Raw genomic sequence first — 26603 nt, 5'->3', positions numbered from 1 at the left:
GTTCTGCAGTGCAGGGTATGCCGCCGCGATGCCTGCTGCGGCGCGCCTTGCACCACAGATCCGGGGCAGCGGCAGGCGTCGCTCAGGTCTGCCGGCCCCAGGGCCGGTAGAATCCAATCAACTTCACTGGTTGACCGCTATGCCCGCCCGCAAGATGCCTGAAGAGGGAATGCCCGGCCTGCCGAAGGGCAAGGTTGCCACGATCAACGACATCGCGCGGATGTCGGGCGTGTCGAAGAAGACCGTTTCGCGGATCATCAACAACTCGCCGCTGGTGCGGCAGGACACCCGCGAGAAGGTCGAGGCACTGATGCGCGAGGTTGGCTACGCGCCCGACCCATTGGCGCGGGGGTTGGCGTTCCGGCGCTCGTTCCTGATCGGCATGGTCTACGACAACCCCACCGCGCAGTACATCGTGGACATGCAGTACGGCGCGCTGGACGCGCTGCGCGGCTCCAGCTTCGAGCTGGTGGTGCACCCCTGCGACAGCCGCAGCCCCGGCTACATCGAAGGTGTGCGCCGCTTCGCCCAGGCGCAGAAGCTGCACGGGGTGATCCTGGTGCCGCGCGCCTCCGAAGACCAGGCGTTGGCCGACATGCTGGCAGAGATCGGCTGCCGCTATACCCGCATCGCCTCGGTCGCGCTGGACGCTACCTCGCAGACGGTCATCACCCACGACCGCGACGGCGCAGCAGAGGCCGCCGACTACCTGCTGTCGCTGGGCCACCGCGACATCGCCCTGGTCACCGGCCCCAGTGCCTACCGCTCCTCGATCGAACGCACCGCCGGCTTTGCCGACGCGCTGACCCGGCGCGGCATCGAGCTGCCGCCCGAGCGCATCGTGGAGGCCGGCTACACCTTCGAATCGGGCGTGGCCGCGGCCGAAAAGCTGCTGCTGGGCAAGAAGCGCCCCACCGCCATCTTCACCGGCAACGACGAAATGGCCGCCGGTATCTACAAGGTCGCCCTGCGCGCCGGCATCAACATCCCGCGCCAGCTGTCGGTGATCGGCTACGACGACAGCTCGCTGGCCTCGCGCCTGTGGCCGCCGCTGACCTCGGTGCGCCGCCACACCCGTGACACCGGGCGTACTGCGGCCGCCATGCTGATCCAGCCCGACAATGCCCCGCAGCTGCCCACCGCCAGCGTGCGCCCGCACCTGATCGTGCGCGACTCCTGCCAGCCGCCGGAGGATTGAGCACTGCGCCGTGCCGCGCCGGAAGATTGAGGGCCGCGCGCCACGGTGCCGGCCTTCCGCTCCACCTTGCAGGGCGTTGTGCCCGACAGGGTGGGAACAGCTGGTTCGATCGGCCAACAGCTTGCCCCCATCCGCCCTTCGGGCACCTTCCCCCGCAGGCGGGAGAAGGCAGTCCGCCGCTCGCTGCCGTGAAGCCCCTCTCCCGCCTGCGGGAGAGGGGTTGGGGTGAGGGTACCGCGGCAGACAACCATCTAAACTCAGTCATGAGCTGACGGAGGAGGCGCAGATGAGCTTCTCCCCGACCAACCAAACCGCGCACCCACACAGCACGCGCAGCCTCGCACCCTCATCCGGCGCTACGCGTCATCTTCTCCCGACGGGGGAAGAAGTTCCCATTCGGCCACAGCTCCATCTTGCACTGCGCAATGACACCGGTTAACCAGAGCCGTTAGACTAGTCGGGTGCAAGCACACGACCCCCGCTTGTCACTGGAGAGGCGCATATCCCTGTACCGCAAAATGCATTGCGCCACCCACCCCGATGCGATCGAGGGCGCCAGCAACGAGGATCCGTACGCCTTTACCCGGGCACTGGACGGCGAAACCCTGGATACACCGACCTGCACGCGCGCGCTGTCTGCCAGCTCACGTCATCACCGGCGGTCCCGCGCGGGGCTGCAACCGCAGGCACCTTGCCGCGCATCGCGCGGTTCACCCCTCACACCGTGATACACCCAGCAGGAGCGATAAGGTAATGAGCAATCCGTTCAGTCTCGAAGGCAAGGTCGCACTGGTCACCGGTGCCAATACCGGCCTGGGCCAGGGCATCGCGCTGGCATTGGCGCAGGCAGGTGCCGATATTGCCGCCGCCGGCATCCAGGCGCCCACCGAGACCGAGGAAAAGGTCAAGGCGCTGGGCCGCCGCTTCCTCGCCATCGAGGCCAACCTGGTCAGCATCGAGCCGGTGCAGCGCATCGTCGATAGCACCATCGCCGGCCTGGGCGGGCTGGATATCCTGGTCAACAACGCCGGCCTGATCCGTCGCACCGATGCGGTCGACTTCAGCGAGCAGGACTGGGACGACGTGCTCAACGTCAACCTGAAATCGGCGTTCTTCATGGCGCAGGCCGCCGGCCGCCACTTCATCGCCCAGGGGCGCGGCAAGATCATCAACATCGCTTCGATGCTGTCCTTCCAGGGCGGCATCCGCGTGCCGTCCTACACCGCCAGCAAGTCCGGTATCGCCGGTATCACCCGCCTGCTGGCCAACGAATGGGCCAGCAAGGGCGTGACCACCAATGCCATCGCGCCGGGCTACATGGCCACCGACAACACCGCCCAGCTGCGTGCCGACGCCGATCGCAACAAGTCCATCCTGGACCGCATCCCGGCCGCGCGCTGGGGCGTGCCGGCCGATTTGGGCGGCACGGCGGTGTTCCTGGCCAGCAGCGCTTCGGACTACGTCAACGGCGCCATCATCCCGGTCGACGGCGGCTGGCTGGCACGCTGAGCCAGATCGCACGACGATGATGCGTACCGTCCGACGCGCACGATCCCCGGTGTTTGCGAGGCCGCGTCCTTCTCCCGCAGGCGGGAGAAGGTGCCCGAAGGGCGGATGAGGGTAGTTACCCGACCGGAACCGCAATCGAAAACGCCTCGCCGCAGCACGCGAGCCTCCAGCCTTTCCCGCACCACGCTTCCCCAACCCAATCGGAGCATTTCCATGAAAATCGCACTCATGAACGAGTTTAGCCAGGCCGCCAAGAACCCGGTGATCCTGCAGCAGCTCAACGACGTCGCCAGTGAGCAGGGCCACACCGTCTTCAATGTCGGCATGGACGGCGACAACGACCACCGCCTGACCTACATCCACCTGGGCATCGCCGCCAGCCTGCTGCTGAACGCCAAGGCGGTGGACTTCGTGGTGGCCGGCTGCGGCACCGGACAGGGCGCGATGATGTCGTTGAACGCGCATCCGGGCGTGTTCTGCGGCTACTGCATCGAGCCGACCGATGCCTACCTGTTCGCCCAGGTCAACAACGGCAACGCGCTGGCGCTGGCGTTCGCCAAGGGCTACGGCTGGGGCGCGGAAATCAACGTGCGCTACATCTTCGAAAAGGCGTTCAGCGGCGAACGCGGCATGGGCTACCCGGCCGAGCGTCGCGAGTCGCAGGTTGCCAACGCCGGCATCCTGGCCCAGGTCAAGCAGGCCACCGCCAAGTCCTACCTCGACGGCTTGCGCGCCATCGACCCGGAGCTGGTCAAGCAGGCCATTGGCGGCGAGCGTTTCCAGCAGTGCTTCTTCGACAACGCGCAGGACGCGGAAATCCGCAGCTTCGTCGCCGGCCTGCTTGGCAAGAGCGAAGCCGCAGCTGCGTAACGGCTAAAGCCCCTCTCCCAATGGGAGAGGGGTTGGGGTGAGGGTACGGCGGAAGACAGTTGCTCCAAACGGAAAAGACGTGAGACGACTGTAAGGCGGTCCAGCATTTCCAGGACGCCCGCGCCCTCATCCGCCCTCCGGGCACCTTCTCCCAGAGGGAGAAGGAACAGCGCCGTGCACTTGCCACCTCCCCGGAGCCACCATGCCTCTGCTGCTCCTCGCCTTGCTGCTGCTCTGCACCGGCCTCGCTCAGGCCGCGCCCCACCGCATCTTCATCGCCGGCGATTCCACTGCCGCCGAGTACGGCGCGGAGCGTGCACCGCAGGCCGGCTGGGGACAACTGTTGCAGGACTGGTTCGACCCCGCGCAGTGGCAGGTGCACAACCATGCCAAGGGTGGCCGCAGCACCCGCAGCTTCATCGCTGAAGGGCGACTGGATGCCATCGCAAAAGAGCTGCAACGCGGCGACATCCTGCTGATCCAGTTCGGTCACAACGACGCCAAGCGCGAAGACCCCAGCCGCTACACCGATCCGAACACCGACTATGTGCAGTTGCTGCGCCGCTTTATTGCCACTGCGCGCGCCACCGGTGCCACCCCGATCCTGATCACCCCGGCCGCACGCCTGCTCTACGACTTCGGCGCGCTGCTCGACACGCACGGCCGTTACACCCTGGCCATGCAGCAGCTCGCCGCCGACGAGCGCGTGGGCCTGATCGATCTCAACGCCAGCTCCAGCGACTGGATTCGCGCGCTCGGCGAGCAGGCCGCCAAGCCGTATTTCCTGTTCGTGCCGGAAAAGAACATTGCCGATGGCACCCACTTCAGCCGCGCCGGTGCCACTGCCGTCGCCTGCCTGGTGGTGAACGGCTGGGTGCAGTTGCAACCAGCGCTCAAACCGCAGTTGCGCCGCGACGCCGATTGCGGTGCCGCGCCCGACACTGCCGCGCAACGCGCCGCACAGGCACATCCTTCGCTGGTGGTGCACGAACGCGACCTCGCCCGTCAACAACCCGGCCCGCACGGCGGTGCCGGTCCCACCACGGCGTATCCGTTCTTCGCCGACGCGCCCGGGCTGACGTTCGTGCTGCGCAAGCGCGTGTTGCACAAGGGCGCCGGCATCGGCCTGCACCTGCACGACAAGGACGAGATCTACTACATCGTCAGCGGCCGTGGCCTGTACGCGCTGGATGGCAAGCACTACCCAGTGGCGGCCGGTGATGCGCTGCTGACACGGCCGGGAAGCACGCATGCGCTGCAGCAGACCGGCGAGGAGGATCTGATCGTGCTGCTGGCGTACATGACCAAGCCAGCGCGCTGAGCCCTGTGTGTCGGTATTGGCTGCGCATGACTGGTGGTGTGCAGGTCACTGCCCGCTCGACGGCAGAGCGTGCTCGCCTTCGCAGCGGCGCCGCGTACAGTGCCGCCGGCAACGCGGTGTGGCCGCTCAGGCCTTGTCCACCCCGTAGTGCGCCAACCCCAGCCGCGCCAGATCGCCCACGCGGCGGTAATACACCTCTTCCCAGCCTTGCACGCGCTGGCGCTCGGTCTCGTTCATGGCATCGAGGATGTCTTCGATGCTGAGCAGGTCCGGGTTCTCTTCCAGGCGTTCGAACAGCATGCCCAGGCCTTCGATGGCCTGCCGCGTCTGCGCCGCGCCCATCGCCGCCAGGCCCTGCAATGCGGCGCTGCGGGTGGCTGCGTCCCAGCGATCGAAATAGCGCGCATAGCCGCTCTCGCTCATGTCTGCGTCCAGCCGTGCCAGTGCAATGAGCTCGCGCTCGCCCGGCGAGAGTGCATCCAGCCGTCCACGCAGGCTTGCCAGCTTGGCCTGCGCGCGTGCGGCGCGGCGGCGCCATAGCAGATCGGGCATGTTGAACAGGCCGTCCGCCGTGGGCGGCGCGATCGCCGGCCAGTTCACGCCGTAGCCGTCCTCGGTGAGCTGCCATTGCGCGCGCTGCGGCGGTGCGGCCCGCTGCAACAGGCGATGGGCCTGGATCGGCTCATCGATGCGCATGCCATTGGCCAGGGTGAACAGCAGGCGGGTGTCGTCCAGCTCCAGGCGCCGGATGCGCAGATGCGTCAGGTCCATTGGGCGAAGGCGATGTGGTCAGCCTTCGACCTTAGTGTGCGTTGGCGACGCTGTCGAGCCGGCGCGCCAGGCGCACGCTGCTGCCGCCTGCGTGCGCTGCGGTCGGGCGCAGGCTGGTTTGCGCCGCCGCATGTCATTGATCGCGCGTGGCCTCACACGTCGCCGTCGTGGCTCCAGCCTGCGCCGCTGCCGCGCTGGAACACCCGATCGCTGTCCAGCACATCGCCAGCCGGCACCTGCGCCTGCTGCGCCAGTGCGGCGTAGATGGGCGTGAAGTCCGGGCCGGTGGCGTCCATCAACTGCGCGAAGCTGTCGATGACGAAGTAAGTCTTCTGGAACGTGTCGATGCGGTAACGCGTGCGCATGATGCGCTGCAGGTCGAACCCGATGCGGTTGGGCGCGTCGGACTCCAGCGAATACAGCGACTCGCCCTTGGACGAGACGATGCCTGCACCGTAGATGCGCAGCCCTTGCGGGGTGTCGATCAGGCCAAATTCCACCGTGTACCAGTACAGGCGGGTCAGGTTCTGCAACGCCTCGGCGCCGATGCCATGCGCCTTGACCCCGCCGCGGCCATAGGCCTGCATGAAGTCGGCAAACACCGGGTTCATCAGCAGCGGCACATGCCCGAACAGGTCGTGGAAAAGGTCCGGTTCGGCGATGTAATCGATCTGGTCCGGGCGGCGGATCCACCAGGTCACCGGAAAGCGCTTGTTGGCCAGGTGATCGAAGAAATCCAGTTCCGGCAGCAGGCCTTCCACGCCCACCAGGGTCCAGCCGGTGGCCGCCTGCAACACGAGGTTGAGCGCATCGAAGCGCGGAATCTGCGTGTCGTCCATGCCCATGGCGTCCTGCGCCTGCAGGAATTCATCGCAGGCACGGCCCACCAGCAACTCGCGCTGGCGGCGGTACAGCGTGCCCCAGGTGGCGTGGTCGTCGCTGCTATAGCCGTCCCACGGCTGGCTGACCACGGCCGTGGTGTAGACCGGCACATAGCCCTTGTCGGTGAGCTGGTTTTCGACGCGGCGCGGGACGGTGTTCATGCGGACTCAAACTCCATGGCGGCAGTGTTCCACCTTAATCGGATCGCTGCGCAACAGGCTTGCGAATCTTGCGCAAATAACCCTACTGCACGCAAGATTCATGCGTCCCTTATTGCTGCTGCGCAACATATGAATCCATCCATCGCATTGGACCGCATTGATCTGCGGTTGCTTGCCCTGTTGCAGACGCAGGGGCGCAGCAGCAACGCCGAGCTGGCCGTGCAGGTGAATCTCTCCGCCTCGGCCTGCCTACGCCGTATCCAGCGGCTGGAGGCCGCCGGCATCATCGCCGGCTATGGCGCGCGGCTGGATGCGCGTGCACTGGGGCTGGGTCTGCAGGCCTTCGTGCGGGTGCAGCTGGAGCAGCACGGCCAGGCCGATATCGAGCTGTTCGCCGACGGCGTGCGTGGCTGGGACGAAGTGGTGGCCTGTTGGGCGCTGACTGGCGACATGGATTACCTGCTGCAGGTGCAGGTGCGCGATTTGGAGCATTTCTCGCGCTTCCTGCTCGACCGCCTGCTCAACGCCACCGGTGTCTCCGACGTCAATTCCAGCTTCGTGCTGCGCACGGTCAAGGCGCCGGAGGGATTGCCGCTGTCGCATCTGGGCTGATGCCGGTTGATCGGTAAGGCGTCGCGGCCGGGGCCGCTCCTACAGGAGCAGGGGTGCCGCGCGCTTCAACCGCCCGTGTAGGAGCGGCCCAGGCCGCGATGCTTTACCGAGTGATCCTGGCCTGGGCGCATCTCGCACGGCACCCGGTATTCCACCCGGCGGCAGCGGCCTCACGGCGCTACGCAGTCTTCGTCCTTGCCACGCAACTTGCTCCAGCGCGAGCGCTGTTCCAGGCAGCGCTGGTAGGCCTGTTGTTTTGCCGCGGCGGTCTGTTCGGCCGCGGTACGCACGGCGCTGCGGCGTGCGGCCTGCAACTGCGCGATCTTGGCGCGGATCTGCGGCATCGCCGCCATCGCCGCGCGCTCGCCTTCCAGGATCGCGGTGCCGCGCTGGTTGAAATCGGCCGAGCCGATATCGCTGACCTTGGGGCGGATCACCACGTCGGCGCGCTTGAGTTCGGCCTCGCCCAGGCGCTGGCCCATGATCGAGATCGACTGGTTCACCGTTCCCAGCAGATCGCCCGGGTTCTTGCCGCTGGCCTTGCTGGAGATATCCACCGCCACCACGAACTCGGCGCCAAGCTGGCGTGCCGCATCCACCGGTACCGGGCTGACCACGCCGCCGTCGACGAAGTGATAGTTGCCGATGGTCACCGGCTCGAACACGCCGGGAATGCTGCTGGACGCGCGCACCGCCTGGCCGGCATTACCGCGCACGAACACGATCCGTTCGCCGTCTTCCAGGCGCGTGGCCACCGCCGCGAACGGCTTGCGCAACGTCTCGATCGACTTGCCGCCGAGTTGCGCGTTGACGTAGTCCTGCAGCTTCTGCCCCTGCACCAGGCCACCGGACAACAGCCGCACATCGCGGATGCTGGTCTGGTCGAGCGCCACCGCCTTTTCCTGCATCTGGAACGCATCCATGCCGCTGGCATACAACGCACCGACCACGCTGCCGGCACTGGTGCCCGACACCACCACCGGCGCGAAACCGTTGGCTTCCAGCATCTTGATGACGCCGATATGCGCAAAGCCCTTGGTCGCGCCGCCGCCGAGCGCGATACCGATCTTCACCGGTTTGGGCGCGCCGGCCGTCGGCGCCTGCACCAGCGGTGCCGGCGCGGCCGCGCGCGGCTCGCCGCCGCAGGCCGCCAGCAGACCAAGCATGCACAACAGCGTGAGCGAACGGGGGCGGCGGAGCGCGGTCATGGCGGAAACGTATTGGGAAAGGCGAGGGAGAATACACGCGCTGCGAAAACGGCGGCTGATCTGGACGGGAGGCGTCCAGGCGGCGCCGATCGCGCTGGCGGGTGAGGAGCGTGCCCGCTTTTGCCCGCTGCCCTCACCCCAACCCTCTCCCGCAGGCGGGAGAGGGGGCAGAATGCGATGCCCTTCTCCCGCCTGCGGGGGAAGGTGCCCGAAGGGCGGATGGGGGAGGCCGTTCTCCTTGGCCAAAAGACAACCGACCCACCCCCAGGACCGCGCCGAACGGCGCCGCCACCCAAGCCTCAAAACCGGTTATCACCATCCAGCAGCCGCCCCAGACCCCCCAGCACCGAGCCTTCGCCGCGCTGCTGTCCGCCGCCCTGCGGCGCGGCCTGCAGCATGCGCCCGGCCATGCGCGAGAACGGCAGCGATTGCAGCCACACCTTGCCGGGGCCGGTGAGGGTCGCCAGGAACACGCCTTCGCCACCGAAGAACATGCTTTTCAGGCCGGCCACGCGGCGCACGTCCATGTCCACCCCGGCGTGATAGGCGACCACGCAGCCGGTATCCACGTCGATGCGCTCGCCCGGGCCCAGCGTGCGCTCCACCACGGTGCCACCGGCGTGCACGAACACCCAGCCGTCGCCTTCGAGCTTCTGCATGATGAAGCCCTCGCCACCGAACAGGCCGGTGAGGATCTTCTTCTGGAAGGCGATGCCCAGCGACACCCCGCGCGCGCCGGCCAGAAAGCTGTCCTTCTGGCAGATCAGCCGCCCGCCGTGCTCGGACAGGCGCAGCGCCAGCACCGTACCGGGGTAGGGCGCGGCGAACGCCACCTTGGCCTTGCCGCTGCCGGCATGGGTGAACACGGTGGTGAACAGACTCTCGCCGGTGACCACGCGCTTGCCGGCGGAGAGCAGTTTGCCCATCAAGCCGCTGCCACCGCTCTGGCCGGCATGCGAGCCGTCGCCGAATACGGTGTCCATCTGCACGGCCGCATCCTTGTACATCAGCGCGCCGGCCTCGGCGATCGCGCTTTCGCCGGGGTCCAGCTCCACTTCGACGAACTGCATGTCGTTGCCAACGATGCGGTAATCGATGGCGTCGGCAGTGCCGGTCGCGCCGGTCAGCGGTGGCGGGGCGCTGCCGCTGCTCTGCAACTCGGCCAATTGCCGGGCCGGGGTCCAGCCATCGAGTCCGTCGCGCCAGGCCAGCGCATCGGGTTGGCGCTGGGCATGCGCGCGTGCGCTGGCATCATCGAGCGGACCGATGCGGTCGGCCTGTCCGGGAACATGGAAATACCACTGGGCCATCGGGATGACTCCTGTCTATGTGTGTGCGGAGTCTAGCCTTGGCAGCGGCCACTGCGTCCCCTGTCCAAGGTCATGCGCTCAAGGTCATGCGCTCCCGCAGCGGACAGGTTTCGCTGGCCGCCGTGGGCTGCATGTGGTGCAGTGCGCCGACGTGCGTGCCGCCGTCGGCGACGGCGCCTACGTGCCGACCGTGGCCCAGTAACGCTCGCCATCGCGCTGCACCCGCACCGGGCCATCGAACACCGCCGACAGGCTGGCATCGGTCAGCACCGCCTCGCGGCTGCCATCGGCCACCACCTTGCCGGCGCGCAGCAGGACCACCCGCGCGATCTCCGGCACGATCTCTTCGATGTGGTGGGTCACCAGCACCAGTGTGATGCCTTGCTGGGCAAGGTGGCGCATGGTGTCGAGCAGGTGCTGACGCGCGACCAGATCCAGGCCGGTGGAGGGCTCGTCCAGCAACAGCGCCTGCGGGCGGTTGACCAACGCGCGGGCGATCAGCACGCGGCGCGTTTCGCCGGCCGACAATTCGGCGAACGGGCGGTTCAGCAGCGGCAAGGCGCGCGCCAGGGTCAGCGCTTCGCGTGCACGGGCACGCATGTCGTCGCTGATCTCGCGGTGCGGCGGCACCACGTAGCTGGCGAAGAAGCCGGACAGCACCGCGCTTTCCACATCCAGCCCCGGCATCTCGGCCAGGTTGACGCTCAGATCGCCTGTGACGATGCCCAGCTGCGCGCGCAACCGGTCCACCTGCCAGCGCGTCTGCCCCAGTACCTTCACCGCCGCCTGGCCGTCCCCGCGCGCTAGCGGATACAGCTCGCGGGTGATGAGCTTGATGAAGGACGACTTGCCACAGCCGTTGGGTCCAAGCAGGGCGGTGTGCTGCCCCAGCGCGATGCGCAAGGACACGCTATGCAGCACGCGAACCTGGCCGCGCATCACGCTTGCCTGGTCGAGTTCGATCAACGCGGGGGCGCTCGTATCGGTAGCAGCAGAGGAAGAAACACCAGCAGTCATACGCAACATCGGGCAGTGGCGGGAGAGGTGTGAACCGCGTTAGGAATGCGGGAACACCCTACGCAAGCGAAGGGTGAAGTTTGCCGCGATCGCCCCCATCATGTCTGTACCAACCAACGAGATGCCGCAGTGGAACTGCCGATGCTGCCCGACCCGATCATCGACTTCCTCACCTCCGGCGTGGCCGGCCTGGGTGCCTGGGGCATGCTGGCCGTGCTGCTGGTGGTCACCCAGCTCACCATCTTTGCGGTAACCCTGTACCTGCATCGCAGCCAGGCGCACCGCGGGGTGGATTTCCACCCGGTGCTGGCGCACTTCTTCCGGTTCTGGACCTGGCTCACCACCTCGATGATTACTCGCGAGTGGGTGGCGATCCATCGCAAGCACCACGCCAAGGTGGAAACCGACGAAGACCCGCACAGCCCGCAGACCAAGGGCATCGGCCAGGTGTTCTGGCGCGGCGTGGAGCTGTATCGGCAGGCGCGTGCCGAGCGCGCGGACATCGAGCAATACGGCAAGGGCGCGCCGTCGGACTGGATCGAACGGCATCTGTATACGCCGCACGCCAATGCCGGTCCGATCGCGCTCGCAGTCATCAACACAGTGCTGTTCGGCTTGCCCGGCATCGCGCTGTGGGCGATCCAGATGGCGTGGATCCCGTTCTGGGCCGCCGGCCTGGTCAACGGGCTGGGCCACTGGTGGGGTTATCGCAATTTCGAATCGGCCGACACCTCTACCAACCTCACGCCGTGGGCGCTGTGGATCGGCGGCGAAGAACTGCACAACAACCACCATGCCTTCCCCAGTTCGGCACGCTTCTCGATGCGGCGCTGGGAGCTGGATATCGGCTGGATCGCCATTGTCGGCCTGCAGGCGCTGGGCCTTGCCAAGGTGCTGCGGGTGGCGCCGTCGCTGGATATCCGCCCCAACATCGCCGTGCCCGATGCCGACACGCTCAAGGCCTTGTTGTCGCATCGCTTCCAGGCCATGACCGACTATCAGCGCAACGTGCTCAAGCCGGCACTGCGCGAGGAAGCCGCTGCCACCGGCGCCAAGCTGCGCGAATTGTTGCCGCGCCGCCTGCGCAAGGGTCTGGTCGACGATGGCCGCTGGCTGCAGCCGGATGCACGCGCGCAGCTGCAGGCCTGGGTGGCGCAGCGCCCACGCATGCGCACGTTGGTGGAGTATCGCGCGCGTCTGACCGCCGTGCTGGAAGCGCGCAGTCACGACGCCTCCGAACGGCTCAAGCAATTGCAGCAGTGGTGCCATGAAGCCGAAGCCAGCGGCAATGCCGCGCTGCAGGCCTATGCGGCACGGCTCAAGGGGTATGCGCTGAGTGGTGCGTAAGCGCAGTGGCACGCCGAGCAAATCGAGCGGACGCCTGCTGCTGGCGATGTGGCTTGTGTGCGCCGCTGCCGGCAGTGCGCATGCCCAGGTGCAGGACAGCCAGGAGTATCTCAAGCGCATGGACACCGATGGCGATGGCCGGGTCAGCCGCGACGAATATCTGGCCTGGATGAGCTACGCCTTCGATCAGCGTGATACCGATCACGATGGCGTGCTGCAGGGCGAGGAGTTGCCTGGCCGGCGCGGCAAGCCGATCACCCGCGCCGCGCATCGCGCCACCTTGATCGAACGCTTCGCGCGGCAGGATGCCAACGGCGACGGCTACCTGAGTGCACGCGAACTGCTGGCGCCGCCGCGCTGATGCGCGCCTTCGCGCTCGGCTGACGTCGTCTTCGGCACGCTCGAGCGCATGTTCACACTCGATCAGGTCAGCCGGCGCTACGGCCAGTCCCTTGCGCTCGACAACGTCAGCCTGGCGTTTGCCAGGGGCGTCACCACGGCGGTGATCGGGCCCAGTGGCGCCGGCAAGTCCAGCGTGTTGCGCCTGCTGGTTGGGCTGGAATGGCCCGACAGCGGCACGGTTGCCTTCGATGGCACGCCACTGCAACGCGAGCAGCTGCAGGCGCAGCGTCAGCGCATCGGCTACGTGATCCAGGAAGGCGGTCTGTTTCCGCACCTGGATGCGCGCAGCAATGTGGTGTTGCTGGCGCAGACGCTGGGCTGGACGCGCGCGCGCATCGACGCACGCGTGGAGACGTTGTGCGCGCTGTGCCAGCTGTCGCCGGAGTTGCTGGCGCGCTATCCGGCCCAGCTGTCGGGTGGGCAGCGCCAGCGCGTTGGCCTGATCCGCGCGTTGATGCTCGACCCACCGGCGCTGTTGCTGGACGAACCGCTGGGCGCGCTCGACCCCATCGTGCGCTACGACCTGCAGGCACAGATGCGCGCGCTGTTTGCCCAGCTCGGCAAGACCGTGGTGCTGGTCACCCACGATGTCGCCGAGGCGGCGTATCTGGCCGACACCCTGGTGCTGATGCGCGCCGGCCGCGTGGTGCAGCAGGGCAGTGCGCGCGCGCTGCTTGAGCACCCGGCCGACCCGTTCGTGCAGCGGTTTCTCAGTGCGCAGCGCAGCATCGGCGACGCCGCATGATCGCGCGTGCGGTGGTGGCGGTGCTGCTGTTGCTGTGCAGCCTGGGCGCACACGCCGCGCAAGTCAACGTGGGCTCGAAGAACTTCACCGAAGCGGTGATCCTGGGCGAAATCGCCACTGCCGCCGGCAAGCGCGATGGGGTGGATGTGCAACATCGCGCCCAGCTCGGCGGCACGCGCATCCTGTGGCGCGCGCTGGAAACCGGGCAGATCGATGCCTATGCTGAATACACCGGCACCCTGGCACAGGAACTGCTGCAACTCCCCAAGGCCAGCCACGCCGAGTTGCGCGCCGAACTGGACGCGCGCGGGTTGGCGATGACGCAGTCGCTCGGCTTTCAGAACACCTATGCGTTCGGCATGCGGCGCGAGCGCGCGCAGGCGTTGGGCATCACCACGTTGTCCGAACTGGCGCGCCACCCGGGCTTGAAGATCGGCCTCAGCAACGAATTCATGCAGCGCGCCGACGGCTGGCCGGGCGTGCGCGCCGCCTATGCCCTGCCGCAAACCGCCACCGGCCTGGATCACGACCTGGCCTATCGCGCGCTGCACAGCGGCGCGATCGAGGTCACCGATCTGTACAGCACCGATGCGGAGATTGCGTATTACACCCTGCAGGTGCTGCGCGACGACCGCCATTATTTTCCCGAGTACCAGGCTGTGTTCCTGTACCGCAAGGATCTGGCACAGCGTGCGCCGCAGATGCTGGAGACCTTGCAAGGCCTGCAGGGACGCATCGACGAAGCGGCCATGCAGCACCTCAATGCGCAGGTGAAGCTGGAGCGCAAGCCCGAATCTGCGGTGGCCGCGCAATGGCTGGGCGTGAAGCCTGTCTCGGACACCGCCTCGCGCACTAGCCGGCTATGGCGTTACACCCACGAGCATCTGGCACTGGTGGGCAGCTCGTTGGGGTTGGCATTGCTGATTGCCCTGCCATTGGGCGTGCTGGCGGCACGACGGCCACGGCTGGGCCAGCTGGTGCTGTCGCTGACCGGCGTACTGCAGACCTTGCCCTCACTGGCGGTATTTGTCTTCATGATTCCGCTGTTCGGTATCGGCGCCAAGCCGGCGATTGCGGCGCTGTTGCTGTATAGCCTGCTGCCGATCGTGCGCAACACGCATGCCGGGCTGACCTCGATCCCGCGCGAGCTGCACCAGAGCGCCGAGGCGATCGGCCTGCCGGCGTGGACGCGGCTGTGGCGCATCGAGTTGCCGTTGGCACGCCGCACGATCGTGGCCGGGATCCAGACTGCAGCGGTCATCAACGTCGGTACCGCCACGCTGGGCGCGCTGATCGGCGCGGGCGGCTATGGCCAGCCCATCCTCACCGGCATCCGCCTGGACGATATCGGCCTGATCCTGGAAGGGGCGGTGCCTGCCGCGCTGCTGGCGTTGCTGGTACAGGCCGTGTTCGGAGGACTGGAGCGCTGGGTCACGCCGCGCGGGCTGCGCATCCGCCAACCATCATGAACCCGTAGGAGCGGACCTGGCCGCGACCGGGCGTTTCCCGGCAATGCCGGTCGCGGCCGGGTCCGCTCCTACGGATGCTGATCTGGCAGCGCTGCGACCAGGCTGAGCAATGCATCTTCGGCAACACCGACATGCGGTGCGATACGGAGACGTCCATGCCGTCGCGTGCAGATCGCTTCAAGCTCGCCGAAGGTCTTCGCCACTGCATCCAACTGGCGTGCCGGCGGCTGCAGAGCCGTCAGATGCGGTGCATGCCAGAGCCCGTAGGAGCGGACCCGGCCGCGACCGGGCGTTTCCCGGCAATGCCGGTCGCGGCCGGGTCCGCTTCTACGGATGCTGATCTGGCAGCGCTGCAACCAGGCTGAGCAATGCATCTTCGGCAACACCGACATGCGGTGCGATACGGAGACGTCCATGCCGCCGCGTGCAGATCGCTCCAAGTTCGCCGAAGGTCTTCGCCACCGTTTCCAACTGCCATGCTGGCGGCTGCAGGGCCGTCAGATGCGGTGCGTGCCCCGCCGGGCACCAGCTGCCCAGCCCACGGGCCTGTAGGGCCGCATCCCACTGCGCGGTGAGCGCGCCCAGCGCCTGCCCGATGCGCACCGGCTGCCATGCACTGACCTGCTGCAGCGCCACCGTCGCCATCGCAATGCGCAACGGATCGGCAACGCCCCCTGCATCGAAGCGGCGCGCGCCGTCGCGATACTGCGGCGCTTGCGCACTCGGAAATTCCCAACTGCTGCCGGCATCACGGCCAAGCCAGTGTTCTTCGATCGGTACACCCTGCGCGCGCCAGTGCGGCGCCGCCCACAGCCAAGCCAAGCCCATCGGCCCCAGCAACCATTTGTGGCCGACACTGACCACGAACTCGGGCTTCCAGCGCGGCAGGTCGTTGGGCAACACGCCCAGGCTCTGGCTCAGGTCCAGCACCAGCGCCGCGCCGCGAGCCTGCAGCGCGGCGCTGATGCGGTCCAGATCCAGTTGTCGTCCATCCAGCCAATACGCCTGCGGCAGGCTGGCAATACGCAGCGCCGGAGTTTGGGCAATCGCCTGCAATACCGCATCGGTCAACACGGTGCCGGTGCTGGTCGGTACCGCCACGATCCGCCCACCCACCTCCGCACAGCGGCGTTGCCAGATCAGCAGGTTGGACGGGAATTGCCCCTCCAGTACCAGCACCGCGTCGCCGCGTTGCAGTGGCAGGTTGCGTGCGGCCGTGGCCAGGCCATGTGCGGCCGATGGCAGCAAGGCCACCGCGTCGGCATCGTGGTCGAACAGGCCGGCCGCAAGCGTGCGCAGCTGTTCGATCTGCTGCAGCCACGCATCGAAGGGCAATCGCCAGGGCGTGGCCAGTGCATCCACCGCCTGATGCGCTACCTGCTGCACCGCGCGCAACAACGGCCCGCGCGAAGCGGCGTCCAGGTAGACCAATTCATCGGGGAGCGCGAATGCCTGCTGGCGGTGTGCCCAATCCAGAGGGATGGGGAGCGGGCTGGACAACAAGGGCGATGACATGCCGACAGCTTACCGCTGACCGCCATCGCACCGACACGGCGCGTTCACGGGCGCTCCCCAAGCATATGACGATGCCTGCACCCTCACCCTTGCTGGTCGACCACCAGCACCAGCAGCGCCGCCTGTTGGAATGCTACGCGCAGACCCGCGCGCTCAGCGACCGCCTCGCCGCACCGCTGAGCGCCGAAGATGCCATGGTGCAGAGCATGCCCGATGCCAGCCCCAGCAAATGGCACCTGGCACATACCACCTGGTTTTTCGAACGGTTCGTACTGCAGGCCGACCCGGGCTACCGCGTGTTCGATCCGGCCTGGGATTTCCTGTTCAACAGCTACTACCAGAGCGTGGGCCCGATGCATGCACGCGCGCGCCGCGGCGTGTTGTCGCGACCGTCGTTGCAGCAGGTGCGCGACTATCGCGCGGCGGTGGATACGCAGATGCAGCAACGCCTGTGCGACGGCCTGCTGGATGCGCAGACTTGCACCATCGTGCAACTGGGCATCCAGCATGAGCAGCAACATCAGGAGCTGCTGCTGACCGATATCAAGCACGCGCTGTGGAGCAACCCGCTGCAGCCTGCCTATCGCAATACGCCTGCAGCGCCGCTGGTCGTCGGCAGCGCGGTGCGCTGGCATGCGCGCGAGGAGCAGATTGCACAGATCGGCGCGCCGGCCTGGCCGCACAGCGAGTGCTTCGCCTACGACAACGAGTCGCCACGTCACCGGGTGCTGGTCGGTACGCATGCGCTGGCCAGCCGTGTGGTCAGCAATGCCGAATTCCAGCAGTTCATCGACGACGGCGGCTACCGCAACGCTGGCGCCTGGCTCAGCGACGGCTGGGCGATGGTGCAGTCGCAGGGCTGGCAGCATCCGCTGTACTGGGATGCGCAGGGACGCGAGTTCACCCTGGACGGGTGGCGCATGCGCGATCCGCATGCGCCGGTCTGCCATCTGAGCCTGTTCGAGGCCGATGCCTTCGCGCGCTGGGCCGGAGCACGCCTGCCCACCGAAGCCGAGTGGGAACTGGCTGCTACAGGCGTGCCGGTGCAGGGCAACTTCGTCGAGAGCGATGCCTTGCATCCGCGCGGCGCGCAGGCTGTGGACACCGGCCTGCAGCAGTTGTTCGGCGATGTCTGGGAATGGACGGGCAGTGCGTATCTGCCGTATCCGGGCTTTGCGCCATGGCCGGGGTCGCTGGGCGAATACAACGGCAAATTCATGAACGCGCAATGGGTGCTTCGCGGCGGCAGTTGTGCCACGCCGGCCAGCCACATGCGCGCCAGTTACCGCAACTTTTTCCCCTCCGACGCGCGCTGGCAGTTTGCCGGTGTGCGCCTTGCCAAGGATCTGCCGTGAACGCTGCCGCCCATGCCATGCAACGCGCCCAGGCCGCGCTGACGGACCTGCGTCCGCAGCCGGACGACATCACCGCCGATGCGCTGGCCGGGCTGTCGCAAACGCCCAAGACCCTGCCCTCCAAGTATTTCTACGATGCGCGCGGCTCGCAGTTGTTCGAGGCCATTACCCGGCAGCCGGAGTATTACCTCACCAGCACCGAACTGAGCTTGCTGGACGCCAGCATGGGCGCGATCGCACAGGCCATCGGTGCCGGCGTGCACGTGGTGGAATACGGCAGCGGCAGCGGCCGCAAGACCGAGCTGCTGCTGCAAGGCCTGCGCGACGTGGTGGCCTACACCCCGCTGGAGATCTCGCGCACCGCGCTGCTGGAAAGCACCGCGCGGTTGGCCCAGCAGTTTCCGCAGATCCAGATGCTGCCGGTCTGCACCGACTTCACCAAGCCATTGCGGCTGCCCACCGCACAGCGCCCGGCGCGCCGGCATCTGGTGTTCTTCCCCGGCTCGACGTTGGGCAATTTCACCGACACTGCGGCTATTGCACTGATGGATGCAATGCGCCAGACCATGGGCAGCGACGGTTGCGCGTTGATCGGCATCGATCTGGACAAGGATGCCGACCTGATCGAAGCCGCCTACAACGACGCTGCCGGCGTCACTGCCGAGTTCACCTTGAACCTGCTGGCGCGGCTCAACCGCGAGATCGGCAGCGATTTCGATCTCGACGGTTTCCGCCACCACGCGGTGTATGCGCGCGAACGCGGCCGCATCGAAACCTTCCTCATCAGCCAGCGCGACCAGCGCGTGCAGGTGGGTGGACGGGAATTTACCTTTGCCAAAGGCGAGGCGATGCAGGTTGAATACAGCTACAAGTACACCGATGCGCGTTTCGCCGAGCTGGCCGCTGCGGCCGGGCTCAAGGTCACCCATGGCTGGAACGATGCCAAAGACTGGTTCGGTCTGCGTTTGCTGCGTCCGTTGTAAGCCGCAGGTGGTCAGCGAGCAGCGGCCGGCCGATGCGCAGATTGTCGCGGTCATGCGGCAGCTGCTCGCACAGCGGCGGCCGCAGCACTCCATCTGCCCTTCGGAGGTTGCGCGTGCATTGAGCGATGACGCGGCGGTGTGGCGTGCCTTGATGCCGCAGGTGCGCGCGGTGGCAGCCGAGGCGGCGGAGCAGGGCATCGTGCGGATCACCCAACAGGGGCAGCGCGTGGAGATTGCCACGCTGCGTGGGCCGATCCGATTGATGCGCGGGCCGCACTTCGATTGACGCTACGTGGATTGGATAAGCCACCTGCCGTGTGATCGCATCGAACCGATCAATCCGGCTGCAACAGCTTGCGCATGCGGCTGCATGCGTTGGCGATTTCCCCCACCAGAGCTTCCAGGATCGGGTGCGCGACGCCTTCCCGCGCAAGCGCAACAAGCAGTTCCTGCGCGCGATCTGGCATGTCGCTGGCGACCCGGTGCATCCATGCAAGGCACTCCGATGCGTCCAGGCGCAATGTGCTGGCGACCTGTACCCAGTCGCTCGGACGGATGTCCCACCAGCGATAATGGCTGCCCATCTTCATTGCCAGTTTGATCCGACGTCGCTGCAGCTGCGGGTACGGCAGAGCGCTGGAAATGTCGTAGAGCGGCGCCAGACGAACCTGCCCGCCCTGGCCGAGCAGCAGTGAATAGTTTTTCGCGTGTGCGTCGGTGCCGCCGATCAGATAATTGAAGGCCAGCGCCTGGAACAGGGTTTCGACGTCTTGCCGCGGCTGCGACGAGTGCGTCCATAAGAGCTGTGATATCGCCTCAACGCCAGGGCCGCCCTGGTTCTGATACTTGATCTGCGGCATCACTCCCAGCGCCTGGCAGATATCTTCCTGGTGGATGCGCAGCAGCGTTCCGTCGATCTGCAGACGATCGTAGCGCTCGACGCAAATGGCGGTCTCCTCGCCAAAGCGCAGCGCCTGGCAGGCCGCAGTCGGTAGCCCGATGCTGTTCGCCAGGCGCAGGCAGAACAGCTCGTTTTCGACGAACCCGTCGTATTCGCCGCTCGGTGGTTTGAGGATGTGCGTGGTCGGGATGCGTCCGGCCGGGATGGCCCACTGCCGCCCATCATGCAGCAAGGCAATCTTTGCCTGCGCGCCGGCCAGGCTGAACTGACCGACATCATCGACCTGACGTGCCGCGCCAATGTCGCGACGCAGTCTGCGCAGGCGCGTTTCCAGTTCGGCATCCGTCAGAACTTCGATGCTATCGCTGGCGCCGGACAGCACGTCCGCGAGCCGGTCTTCGGTGACGAATTGCACCGCCCCGGCACAGTCCTCACCAACGTGCGCCAACAGGGCAAGCGGGTTGCGCGGCGAGACCTGAAATCTGGAGGCCCAGCGTTGCACTGTCGTTTCGTTGTCGGGCAGCAAGCCCCACAACACCGCACCAACGGCCGCGGTTGGGTGATCTTCCCGGCTGAGGGGAAGATTCAATGAAAGCGGTAACGCGTTCTTCGATCGTTGCCAATCGCGTGTGTAGGCAAATAGCGGGCGGCCATGCGCGTCGGAGCTCAGATGACCGATCACCTGATCTCCAATCAACGTCAATAGCCTCATCGATCGTCCTTTTTCTTCGAGGCGGACGTGACGGCGGATTTTTTTGCTGTAGCAACGACCTTCGGTTCATCGAGCACCGAAAACTGCTTTTTCAAGACCCCGTGTGCTGGATGCCGCTTCTGGAATGTATCGATAGTCGAGTACGCGGTCTTGAATGCTTGTTGCGACAGGGCGGAGAACGACCTGGGGGTGGCGCTGTTGGATGGATGAGCAACGCCGGTGCCTGGCGGCAGGGTGCCGCGGTGACGTTCAAGGATTGCATCGAGATTGATCGATGCGGCGGGGATGGGGTCGAGCATTTCGCGCTCCTGCGCCTGAGCGGCGCCCGGGCTCAGCGCTAGCTGCAGTCCCAGCACGTGCAGCGCCCTGAGGATCAATTGCAGCTCGGCGCGCGGCTTGCCCTTCTCGATGTCGACGATCCACTGTCGGCTCACACCGATCTGCTTGGCAAGGCGAGCCTGATCCCAGCCAAGATGCTTGCGCCTTGCGCGGATGACGTTGCCGATATCGGAAGGGGTGCGTACGGTGTCCATGTAGCCGAATGTAAGCGATCGACGACACTGCCGCAATGTCGGCGATCGCTGACATTCAGACATGGAAATCAGCAGGCCTGCTGGAGTCACCGAACGATTACATGGGAGGGATGTCATCGATCGATGACATTACACCGCCTGCACCACATGTAACGCCCTCGGATTGCGCCACTGCACCAGTAACGCCGCCTCGCGCGCCTTGGCCTCGCGCAGGTGCGCATGCTTGATGTGGCCATAGCCGCGGATATGTTCGGGAATGCTGGCAATCTGCGCGGCCAGGCCCACGTTGTCGGCATCCAGGCGGTCCAGCAAACCCTCCACCGTTGCGAGGTAATCGGCGATGAGCGCCCGCTCGCCACGCCGCTCGGCGGTGTAGCCGAACACGTCCAGCCTGCTGCCGCGCAGGAACTTCAACCGTGCCAGCAGCTTGAAGGCGGTGAACATCCACGGCCCGTACTCGCGCTTGATGAGATTGCCCTGCGCATCCTTCTTTGCCAGCAACGGCGGCGCCAGATGGAAGCGCAGCGTGTAATCGCCTTCGAACTGCTGCTGCAGCCGACGCTGGAAGTCGCCGCGCGTGTACAGCCGCGCCACTTCGTATTCGTCCTTGTAGGCCATCAGCTTGAAGGCGTAACGGGCTACCGCTTCGGTCAGCGCGCTGCTGCCGGGCACGCGCTGTGCCTCGTGGCTGCGCACGCGTTCGACCAACGCGCGGTAGCGCTGCGCGTAGGCTGCATCCTGGTAGTCGGTCAGGAAGGCGATGCGACGCGCGATGGCGTCGTCCAGCGAGGGCGCCAGTTGTTCGTCATCGAGCGGGGCGGTCGGTGCATCAACGTCGCCGTGCAGCGTGCCGCCATCGGTTTGCGCCAACGCGCGCGGCGCACTCTGGCCGCTGAGGTCATGGTCTTCCCAACGGCCTGGCACGCGTGCCGCCGGCGTGTCGCCTTGCAGGTGCGCCGGTGCGCCCGAGCCGGGCAGGCCCGCAGCGCGCTGCACGGCCGGTAGATCCACTGCGGCCAGCCGGCCCCAGGCAAAGGCCTGCTGGTTCATCGCCACCGCCGCGCCATTGAGCTCGATCGCGCGCATCAGCGCCGCATGCGACAACGGCACCAGCCCATGCTGCCAGGCGTAGCCCAGCACGAACAGATTGCTGGCGATGGCATCGCCCAACAGGGCGGTGGCCAGTTGCGTGGCATCCAGCAGCAATGGATCGCGCCCACCCAGTGCGGTACGCACGCCGGCGATGATCTCGGCGGCGGGGAATTGCAGATCCGGCTGGGTGGTGAACGTGCCGGGCATCGCTTCGTAGGTGTTGAGCACCACCTCGGTGCGGCCATCGCGCACCTTGGACAGCGCCCAATAATCGTTGACCACCACCATGTCGCAGCCCAGCACCAGATCCGCTTCGCCGGCAGCGATGCGCACCGCGTGGATGTCGTCGGGCTGGCGGGCGATGCGGATATGCGTGGTCACCGCGCCGCCTTTCTGCGCCAGGCCGGTCTGGTCCAGCACGGTGGCGCCCTTGCCTTCCAGATGCCCGGCCATGCCCAGCAGCGCGCCGATGGTCACCACCCCGGTGCCGCCGACGCCGGTGATGAGGATGTTCCAGGGCTGTTCCAGCGCCGTGCGCTGCGGCGGTGCGGGCAGCGTCTCCAGCAACGCGCTGGCATCGCGTTGTTTGCCCTTGCGCGGTGCGCCGCCATGCACGGTGACAAAGCTCGGGCAAAAGCCCGAGACGCAGGAATAATCCTTGTTGCAGTTGGACTGGTCGATCTGGCGCTTGCGCCCGAATTCGGTGTCCTTCGGCAACACCGACACGCAAAAACTCTTCTCGCCGCAATCGCCGCAGCCTTCGCACACCAGCGAATTGATCATCACCCGCTTGGGCGGGTCGATGAGCTTGCCGCGTTTGCGACGACGCCGTTTTTCGGTGGCGCAGGTCTGGTCGAAGATCAGGATCGACACGCCCTTGACCGTGCGCAGGTGCTGCTGCACGGCATCCAGTTCACCACGATCGTGAAACGCGACCTCAGGCGGAAACAGGTCACGTCGCCGCGTCCATTTGCCGATGTCGTCGCTGACCACCGCAATCTCATGGATGCCTTCGGCGCGCAACTGATGCGCAATGTCGGGCACGCTGAGCGTGCCGTCCACCGGCTGCCCGCCGGTCATCGCCACCGCATCGTTGTAGAGGATCTTGTAGGTGATGTTGACGCCTGTGGCGACCGACTGCCGGATCGCCAGCGAGCCGCTATGGAAGTAGGTGCCATCGCCCAGGTTCTGGAACACGTGCGGGGTGTCGGTGAACGGTGCCTGCCCGGACCACGTGACGCCTTCGCCCCCCATATGGGTAAAGGTATCGGTGGCGCGATTCATCCACGTCACCATGTAGTGGCAACCGATGCCGCCCAGTGCACGCGAGCCTTCCGGCACCGCAGTGGAGGTGTTGTGCGGGCAGCCGGAGCAGTAATGCGGCACGCGCGGGAACTGCGCGCGGGGCAGCGCCATTTCCGCTTCCTTGGCATCCATCCAGCGCAACCGTTGCTCGATCGAATCGGTATTGATCGTGCTCGCTTGCAGCAGGCGCAGGATGCGCCTGCCGATCACCGCAGCGATGGTGGCCGGGGTCAGCTCGCCGGTGGAAGGCAGGATCCACGCGCCGTGCTCGTCGTACTTGCCGACGATGCTCGGCCGCGCGCCGGCGCTGGCCGGCCAGTTGTAGAACAGCTCCTTCATCTGCCGCTCGATGAAGGCCTTCTTTTCCTCCACCACCACGATGTCTTCCAGCCCGCGGGCAAACGCGCTGATGCCCACCGGTTCCAGCGGCCAGGTCATGCCGACCTTGTAGACGCGGATGCCGATCTGCGCACAGGCGTATGCATCCAGGCCCAGGTATTCCAGCGCCTGCAACACGTCCAGGTAGCTCTTGCCGGTGGTGACGATGCCCAGCCGGGCCTGTGGCGAATCCAGCACCACCTTGTCGATGCCGTTGGCACGGGCGAACGCCTGCGCGGCGGCCACTGCATAGCGATGCAGGCGCATCTCCTGGTCCACCGGCGGGTCTGGCCAGCGGATGCTCAAGCCCCCCGGTGGCAGCGCGAAGTCCTCCGGCAGCACGATGCTGCGCGCGAACGGGTTCACCTGCACCGAGGCGGACGATTCCACCGTCTCGGCGATGGTCTTGAAGCCGATCCAGCGGCCGGTGTAACGGCTCATCGCCCAGCCGAGCAGACCCATGTCCAGGATGTCCTGCACCCCGGCCGGGTTGAGGATGGGCATCATCGCGCTGACGAATTCGTCTTCCGAGCCATGGGGCAGGGTCGAACTGCGGCACGCGTGGTCGTCGGCGGCCAGCGCCAGCACGCCGCCGTAGGGGGAGGTGCCGGCGGCATTGCCGTGCTTGAACACGTCGCCGCTGCGGTCCACGCCCGGGCCCTTGCCGTACCACATGCCGTACACGCCCTGCACCTTGGCGCCGGGGAACAGGTTGGTCTGCTGGGTGCCCCACACCATGGTGGCGGCCAGGTCCTCGTTGAGGCCGGGGGCGAAGGTCACCCTGGCTGCGTCCAGATGCTTGCGTGCGCGCCACAGTTCCAGGTCCAACCCGCCCAGCGGGCTGCCGCGATACCCGCTGACGAAGCCGGCCGTGTCCAGCCCGGCGGCCTGATCGCGCAGCCGCTGCATCAGCGGCAGCCGCACCAGCGCCTGCACGCCCGACAGGTAGATGCGGCCGTCGGCACGCGTGTATTTGTGCTCCAGCGCGTAGTCCGCATCCACCCGGACGAGCTCCGGCATATTGGCAGCGTCTGGAGAGGAAAGTGCAGCGGTACTGGTCATGGCGTGCCCGGAAAGGGTGGCTGTGGAGCTGGGACGTCTCATCTGAAACTGCATGACCCGTCCGACGGCTCTAAAATGGCGACCGGAAGTGTAGCAGCCAGTCTTCACGCGCCTAGGCGGTGCACGGATGCATGCCCGTCGCGCTGCGGTTAGGATGGGAACGGGAACCATCGTTTGCTGTCAGGGGAAAACACGGTGAAAAGGAAATACGCATGGGCCGCACTGGTCCTGCTCGGGGGCGTGTGGTCGTTGGCGCAGGCACAAGGTCTGCCCAAGCCAAAAGAGTTCTATTTCGACGAAGACCGCGCCACGACCAAGCCGGTGGTGGCGGTGCAGGGACATGGCGACGCCGTTGTCGATCGCCTGGCCACGATCGTGCAGCGTGACGCACGTGCCGCCGAACCGCGCGCGCAGCTGGCCTCGCTGGCCTACGCTGGCGGGCGGACCCAGTTGGGCGATGAGCTTTACCAGGGCGCGTTGGCGCTGGTCTCCAGTGGCAGCCAGCAATACCGCGCCATCACCTGGAACTACGGCTGGGACCTGCTGCGTGCCGACAAGCCGGACCAGGCGCTGCAGCAGTGGGCCAATCTGGCCAACGGCCGCCCGGCTGCGCCGGAGTGGTTGCCTACTGCCGCCGCACTGGCGTTGTGGCGCGCCGGTCACAAGCAAGAGGCGACCGAGTGGTACGCCGCCGCCGTGCGCACCTGGCCGGACCGTTGGGGCAGCACCGCCAACTATGCCAGCCTGCTGCCGGACTGGCGCGAGGTCGATCGCACCGGCCTGGCGGAGGTGTTCGCGGCCTGGCAGGCCAATCCGCCGGCGTCGCCGTAACCGGCGCGCCGTGCGGGCAATGCCTGCGGTTGGCGTTGCCGCTGGCGACCAGCGAGATCTGCGGCGTGGCGGCAAGGGGCGTTGCCGCCACGCGCCGATCCGGGCGCGCCGCGCGTCGTGCGATGCTGTGGCCGGCTTTCTGACGGACACGATGTCGCCATGGCGGTGGATGCATTTGCGTTGATCCTGGCGATGCTGGGGCTGGGCCTGGTATTTGCACGGTGCAAGGTATTGCCGGACAGCAGCGCCGACGTGCTCAACCGCATCGTGCTGTCCATCTGCCTGCCGGCCTCGGTGCTGACCTATGTGCCGCGGCTGCGTCTGGATGCGTCGCTAGGCGGGTTGATCGCCACGCCCTGGCTGCTGACCGCGCTCATCGTGCCGTTGCTATGGGGCTGCAGCCGCCTGCTGCGCATCGGTCGCGCCCACTACGCCGCGCTGTTGATGTGCGTGGTGTTCACCAACTCCAGCTTCATCGGCTTTCCGATGGTGCGTGCGCTGCTTGGCGATCAAGCCCTGCCGTACGCGGTGGTCTACGACCAGTTCGGCACCTTCGTGCTGCTGTCCACGTTCGGCCTGTACGTCCTGGCGCGCTACAGCGGCGACACCCCACCCACCGCCAGGGTGATCGTGCAGCGGATGCTGCGATTCCCGCCATTGTGGGCGCTGCTGTTCGCGCTGACGCTGATGCCCGGGCAGCCACCGGGCTGGATCGGCGCCGGCCTGAAGAGCCTGGCCGATGCCATGCTGCCGCTGGTGATGCTGGCGGTGGGTTTCTCGCTGCAGCTGCGCCTGCCGGCCGAGGAGCTCAAGCCACTGGCGCTGGGCCTGGTGTTCAAGCTGGCGGTGATGCCGATCCTGGCGTTGCCGCTGTCCTGGGCGCTTGGCCTGCATGGGCTGATGCTGCAGACCACTGTGCTGGAGTCGGCCATGCCCAGCATGATTACCGCCGCTGCGCTGGCCATTTCGCATCGCCTGGCACCACGTCTGGCCGCAGCCATGGTCGGCTACAGCATCCTGCTGTCGTTGTTGACCCTGCCCGCGTGGGCCTGGCTGCTGGCGCAGCTGGCACGCTGACCTCAAGCGTCCCCATCCACGCTGGCACATCCGCGTT

The 26603-nt window shown here is 66.7% G+C and carries 23 protein-coding genes and 1 pseudogene; 14 read left to right on the top strand and 10 right to left on the bottom strand.

The features are described from left to right. Positions 1 to 139 precede the first annotated feature (139 nt). From XcuCFBP2542_RS02270 to XcuCFBP2542_RS02255, 4 genes are all read left to right on the top strand, one after another. On the top strand, positions 140 to 1198 hold the full coding sequence (locus XcuCFBP2542_RS02270; RefSeq protein ID WP_211292963.1) for a LacI family DNA-binding transcriptional regulator: 1059 nt from the start codon (positions 140 to 142) through the stop codon (positions 1196 to 1198). A 753-nt stretch (positions 1199 to 1951) separates the two neighbouring features. Then, complete coding sequence (kduD, locus tag XcuCFBP2542_RS02265) at positions 1952 to 2707, top strand: 2-dehydro-3-deoxy-D-gluconate 5-dehydrogenase KduD (RefSeq protein ID WP_104601985.1); 756 nt, start codon at positions 1952 to 1954, stop codon at positions 2705 to 2707. 213 nt (positions 2708 to 2920) lie between these two features. After that, a complete protein-coding gene (locus tag XcuCFBP2542_RS02260) occupies positions 2921 to 3577 on the top strand; it encodes an RpiB/LacA/LacB family sugar-phosphate isomerase (RefSeq protein WP_104601984.1) in 657 nt (218 codons plus the stop codon). A 202-nt stretch (positions 3578 to 3779) separates the two neighbouring features. After that, a complete protein-coding gene (locus XcuCFBP2542_RS02255) occupies positions 3780 to 4898 on the top strand; it encodes a GDSL-type esterase/lipase family protein (protein WP_104601983.1) in 1119 nt (372 codons plus the stop codon). Positions 4899 to 5024: 126 nt separating this feature from the next. Here the strand turns inward: XcuCFBP2542_RS02255 and XcuCFBP2542_RS02250 are convergent, their stop codons facing one another. Together XcuCFBP2542_RS02250 and phhA are read right to left on the bottom strand one after the other, a co-directional pair. Next, positions 5025 to 5669, bottom strand: coding sequence for a DMP19 family protein (locus XcuCFBP2542_RS02250; protein WP_104601982.1), 645 nt, complete (start codon positions 5667 to 5669; stop codon positions 5025 to 5027). Between the two features lie 152 nt (positions 5670 to 5821). Next, positions 5822 to 6712 carry a phenylalanine 4-monooxygenase gene (gene phhA, locus XcuCFBP2542_RS02245; protein WP_104601981.1) on the bottom strand — a complete coding sequence of 297 codons (891 nt, stop codon included), beginning with the start codon at positions 6710 to 6712 and terminating at the stop codon, positions 5822 to 5824. A gap of 129 nt (positions 6713 to 6841) precedes the next feature. On the opposite strand from phhA, the gene XcuCFBP2542_RS02240 reads away from it, so the two are divergent. Further along, positions 6842 to 7324: an Lrp/AsnC family transcriptional regulator gene (locus tag XcuCFBP2542_RS02240; protein WP_104601980.1), complete on the top strand. Its 483-nt coding sequence runs from the start codon at positions 6842 to 6844 to the stop codon at positions 7322 to 7324. Positions 7325 to 7494: 170 nt separating this feature from the next. Here XcuCFBP2542_RS02240 and XcuCFBP2542_RS02235 read toward each other — a convergent pair whose 3' ends face one another. The 3 genes from XcuCFBP2542_RS02235 to XcuCFBP2542_RS02220 form a co-directional block, all read right to left on the bottom strand. Next, a complete protein-coding gene (locus XcuCFBP2542_RS02235) occupies positions 7495 to 8532 on the bottom strand; it encodes a patatin-like phospholipase family protein (protein WP_104601979.1) in 1038 nt (345 codons plus the stop codon). Positions 8533 to 8831: 299 nt separating this feature from the next. After that, complete coding sequence (locus tag XcuCFBP2542_RS02225; protein ID WP_104601978.1) at positions 8832 to 9842, bottom strand: TIGR00266 family protein; 1011 nt, start codon at positions 9840 to 9842, stop codon at positions 8832 to 8834. 177 nt (positions 9843 to 10019) lie between these two features. Continuing rightward, complete coding sequence (locus XcuCFBP2542_RS02220) at positions 10020 to 10859, bottom strand: ABC transporter ATP-binding protein (RefSeq protein ID WP_104602024.1); 840 nt, start codon at positions 10857 to 10859, stop codon at positions 10020 to 10022. Positions 10860 to 11000: 141 nt separating this feature from the next. On the opposite strand from XcuCFBP2542_RS02220, the gene XcuCFBP2542_RS02215 reads away from it, so the two are divergent. The 4 genes from XcuCFBP2542_RS02215 to XcuCFBP2542_RS02200 are packed head-to-tail and all read left to right on the top strand — an operon-like array spanning position 11001 to position 14822. Then, a complete protein-coding gene (locus tag XcuCFBP2542_RS02215; protein ID WP_104602022.1) occupies positions 11001 to 12206 on the top strand; it encodes a DesA family fatty acid desaturase in 1206 nt (401 codons plus the stop codon). Positions 12207 to 12252: 46 nt separating this feature from the next. Continuing rightward, positions 12253 to 12567 (top strand): EF-hand domain-containing protein, encoded by a 315-nt coding sequence (locus XcuCFBP2542_RS02210; RefSeq protein WP_104602023.1) that lies wholly within the window; start codon positions 12253 to 12255, stop codon positions 12565 to 12567. 48 nt (positions 12568 to 12615) lie between these two features. Further along, entirely contained in the window at positions 12616 to 13353 is a 738-nt protein-coding gene (locus XcuCFBP2542_RS02205) for an ATP-binding cassette domain-containing protein (protein WP_104601977.1), read from the top strand. Continuing rightward, positions 13350 to 14822, top strand: a complete 1473-nt coding sequence (locus XcuCFBP2542_RS02200) for an ABC transporter permease/substrate-binding protein (protein ID WP_104601976.1) — start codon at positions 13350 to 13352, stop codon at positions 14820 to 14822. The genes XcuCFBP2542_RS02205 and XcuCFBP2542_RS02200 overlap by 4 nt, the downstream gene beginning before the upstream one ends. Positions 14823 to 14890: 68 nt before the next feature. Here XcuCFBP2542_RS02200 and XcuCFBP2542_RS19930 read toward each other — a convergent pair. Beyond that, positions 14891 to 15100 (bottom strand): annotated as a pseudogene (locus XcuCFBP2542_RS19930) (aminotransferase class V-fold PLP-dependent enzyme); the annotation flags it as partial. A gap of 49 nt (positions 15101 to 15149) precedes the next feature. After that, positions 15150 to 16337, bottom strand: coding sequence for an aminotransferase class V-fold PLP-dependent enzyme (locus XcuCFBP2542_RS02190; RefSeq protein WP_104601975.1), 1188 nt, complete (start codon positions 16335 to 16337; stop codon positions 15150 to 15152). Between the two features lie 65 nt (positions 16338 to 16402). Here XcuCFBP2542_RS02190 and egtB point away from each other — a divergent pair, with 65 nt between their 5' ends. From egtB to XcuCFBP2542_RS02175, 3 genes are read left to right on the top strand one after another with little or no spacing between them, the layout of a single operon-like run. Then, the gene (egtB, locus tag XcuCFBP2542_RS02185) at positions 16403 to 17692 is read left to right on the top strand and encodes an ergothioneine biosynthesis protein EgtB (RefSeq protein WP_170066934.1); all 1290 of its coding nucleotides are present in this window, start codon (positions 16403 to 16405) and stop codon (positions 17690 to 17692) included. Beyond that, positions 17689 to 18675, top strand: coding sequence for an L-histidine N(alpha)-methyltransferase (egtD, locus tag XcuCFBP2542_RS02180; RefSeq protein WP_104601974.1), 987 nt, complete (start codon positions 17689 to 17691; stop codon positions 18673 to 18675). Before egtB ends, egtD begins: the two co-directional genes overlap by 4 nt. Positions 18676 to 18682: 7 nt before the next feature. Then, complete coding sequence (locus tag XcuCFBP2542_RS02175) at positions 18683 to 18961, top strand: DUF3253 domain-containing protein (RefSeq protein WP_223214476.1); 279 nt, start codon at positions 18683 to 18685, stop codon at positions 18959 to 18961. A gap of 49 nt (positions 18962 to 19010) precedes the next feature. Here XcuCFBP2542_RS02175 and XcuCFBP2542_RS02170 read toward each other — a convergent pair whose 3' ends face one another. The 3 genes from XcuCFBP2542_RS02170 to XcuCFBP2542_RS02160 all read right to left on the bottom strand — a co-directional run bounded on the left by XcuCFBP2542_RS02170 (position 19011) and on the right by XcuCFBP2542_RS02160 (position 24658). Next, positions 19011 to 20288 carry a type II toxin-antitoxin system HipA family toxin gene (locus XcuCFBP2542_RS02170; RefSeq protein ID WP_104601972.1) on the bottom strand — a complete coding sequence of 426 codons (1278 nt, stop codon included), beginning with the start codon at positions 20286 to 20288 and terminating at the stop codon, positions 19011 to 19013. Continuing rightward, on the bottom strand, positions 20285 to 20821 hold the full coding sequence (locus XcuCFBP2542_RS02165; protein ID WP_104601971.1) for a helix-turn-helix transcriptional regulator: 537 nt from the start codon (positions 20819 to 20821) through the stop codon (positions 20285 to 20287). Before XcuCFBP2542_RS02165 ends, XcuCFBP2542_RS02170 begins: the two co-directional genes overlap by 4 nt. Before the next feature lie 129 nt (positions 20822 to 20950). Continuing rightward, positions 20951 to 24658 carry an indolepyruvate ferredoxin oxidoreductase family protein gene (locus XcuCFBP2542_RS02160; protein WP_104601970.1) on the bottom strand — a complete coding sequence of 1236 codons (3708 nt, stop codon included), beginning with the start codon at positions 24656 to 24658 and terminating at the stop codon, positions 20951 to 20953. A gap of 195 nt (positions 24659 to 24853) precedes the next feature. Between XcuCFBP2542_RS02160 and XcuCFBP2542_RS02155 the strand changes: the two genes are divergently transcribed. After that, a complete protein-coding gene (locus XcuCFBP2542_RS02155) occupies positions 24854 to 25489 on the top strand; it encodes a tetratricopeptide repeat protein (RefSeq protein ID WP_104601969.1) in 636 nt (211 codons plus the stop codon). A gap of 159 nt (positions 25490 to 25648) precedes the next feature. Then, positions 25649 to 26566 (top strand): AEC family transporter, encoded by a 918-nt coding sequence (locus XcuCFBP2542_RS02150; RefSeq protein WP_104601968.1) that lies wholly within the window; start codon positions 25649 to 25651, stop codon positions 26564 to 26566. The last annotated feature ends 37 nt before the right edge of the window (positions 26567 to 26603 follow it).

It is taken from the genome of Xanthomonas cucurbitae, assembly GCF_002939885.1.
In the GTDB taxonomy this organism is placed as follows: Bacteria; Pseudomonadota; Gammaproteobacteria; order Xanthomonadales; family Xanthomonadaceae; genus Xanthomonas; species Xanthomonas cucurbitae.
Note: the sequence above shows the minus strand (reverse complement) of the source record. Positions and strands in the feature narration are given on the sequence as shown.

Excerpts from the sequence above, each read along its gene's own strand:
- XcuCFBP2542_RS02270 (WP_211292963.1), top strand. The coding sequence starts at position 140 with ATGCCCGCCCGCAAGATGCCTGAAGAGGGAATGCCCGGCCTGCCGAAG.
- kduD (WP_104601985.1), top strand. The coding sequence starts at position 1,952 with ATGAGCAATCCGTTCAGTCTCGAAGGCAAGGTCGCACTGGTCACCGGT.
- XcuCFBP2542_RS02260 (WP_104601984.1), top strand. The coding sequence starts at position 2,921 with ATGAAAATCGCACTCATGAACGAGTTTAGCCAGGCCGCCAAGAACCCG.
- XcuCFBP2542_RS02255 (WP_104601983.1), top strand. The coding sequence starts at position 3,780 with ATGCCTCTGCTGCTCCTCGCCTTGCTGCTGCTCTGCACCGGCCTCGCT.
- XcuCFBP2542_RS02250 (WP_104601982.1), bottom strand. The coding sequence starts at position 5,669 with ATGGACCTGACGCATCTGCGCATCCGGCGCCTGGAGCTGGACGACACC.
- phhA (WP_104601981.1), bottom strand. The coding sequence starts at position 6,712 with ATGAACACCGTCCCGCGCCGCGTCGAAAACCAGCTCACCGACAAGGGC.
- XcuCFBP2542_RS02240 (WP_104601980.1), top strand. The coding sequence starts at position 6,842 with ATGAATCCATCCATCGCATTGGACCGCATTGATCTGCGGTTGCTTGCC.
- XcuCFBP2542_RS02235 (WP_104601979.1), bottom strand. The coding sequence starts at position 8,532 with ATGACCGCGCTCCGCCGCCCCCGTTCGCTCACGCTGTTGTGCATGCTT.
- XcuCFBP2542_RS02225 (WP_104601978.1), bottom strand. The coding sequence starts at position 9,842 with ATGGCCCAGTGGTATTTCCATGTTCCCGGACAGGCCGACCGCATCGGT.
- XcuCFBP2542_RS02220 (WP_104602024.1), bottom strand. The coding sequence starts at position 10,859 with ATGACTGCTGGTGTTTCTTCCTCTGCTGCTACCGATACGAGCGCCCCC.
- XcuCFBP2542_RS02215 (WP_104602022.1), top strand. The coding sequence starts at position 11,001 with ATGCTGCCCGACCCGATCATCGACTTCCTCACCTCCGGCGTGGCCGGC.
- XcuCFBP2542_RS02210 (WP_104602023.1), top strand. The coding sequence starts at position 12,253 with ATGTGGCTTGTGTGCGCCGCTGCCGGCAGTGCGCATGCCCAGGTGCAG.
- XcuCFBP2542_RS02205 (WP_104601977.1), top strand. The coding sequence starts at position 12,616 with ATGTTCACACTCGATCAGGTCAGCCGGCGCTACGGCCAGTCCCTTGCG.
- XcuCFBP2542_RS02200 (WP_104601976.1), top strand. The coding sequence starts at position 13,350 with ATGATCGCGCGTGCGGTGGTGGCGGTGCTGCTGTTGCTGTGCAGCCTG.
- XcuCFBP2542_RS02190 (WP_104601975.1), bottom strand. The coding sequence starts at position 16,337 with ATGTCATCGCCCTTGTTGTCCAGCCCGCTCCCCATCCCTCTGGATTGG.
- egtB (WP_170066934.1), top strand. The coding sequence starts at position 16,403 with ATGACGATGCCTGCACCCTCACCCTTGCTGGTCGACCACCAGCACCAG.
- XcuCFBP2542_RS02170 (WP_104601972.1), bottom strand. The coding sequence starts at position 20,288 with ATGAGGCTATTGACGTTGATTGGAGATCAGGTGATCGGTCATCTGAGC.
- XcuCFBP2542_RS02165 (WP_104601971.1), bottom strand. The coding sequence starts at position 20,821 with ATGGACACCGTACGCACCCCTTCCGATATCGGCAACGTCATCCGCGCA.
- XcuCFBP2542_RS02160 (WP_104601970.1), bottom strand. The coding sequence starts at position 24,658 with ATGACCAGTACCGCTGCACTTTCCTCTCCAGACGCTGCCAATATGCCG.
- XcuCFBP2542_RS02150 (WP_104601968.1), top strand. The coding sequence starts at position 25,649 with ATGGCGGTGGATGCATTTGCGTTGATCCTGGCGATGCTGGGGCTGGGC.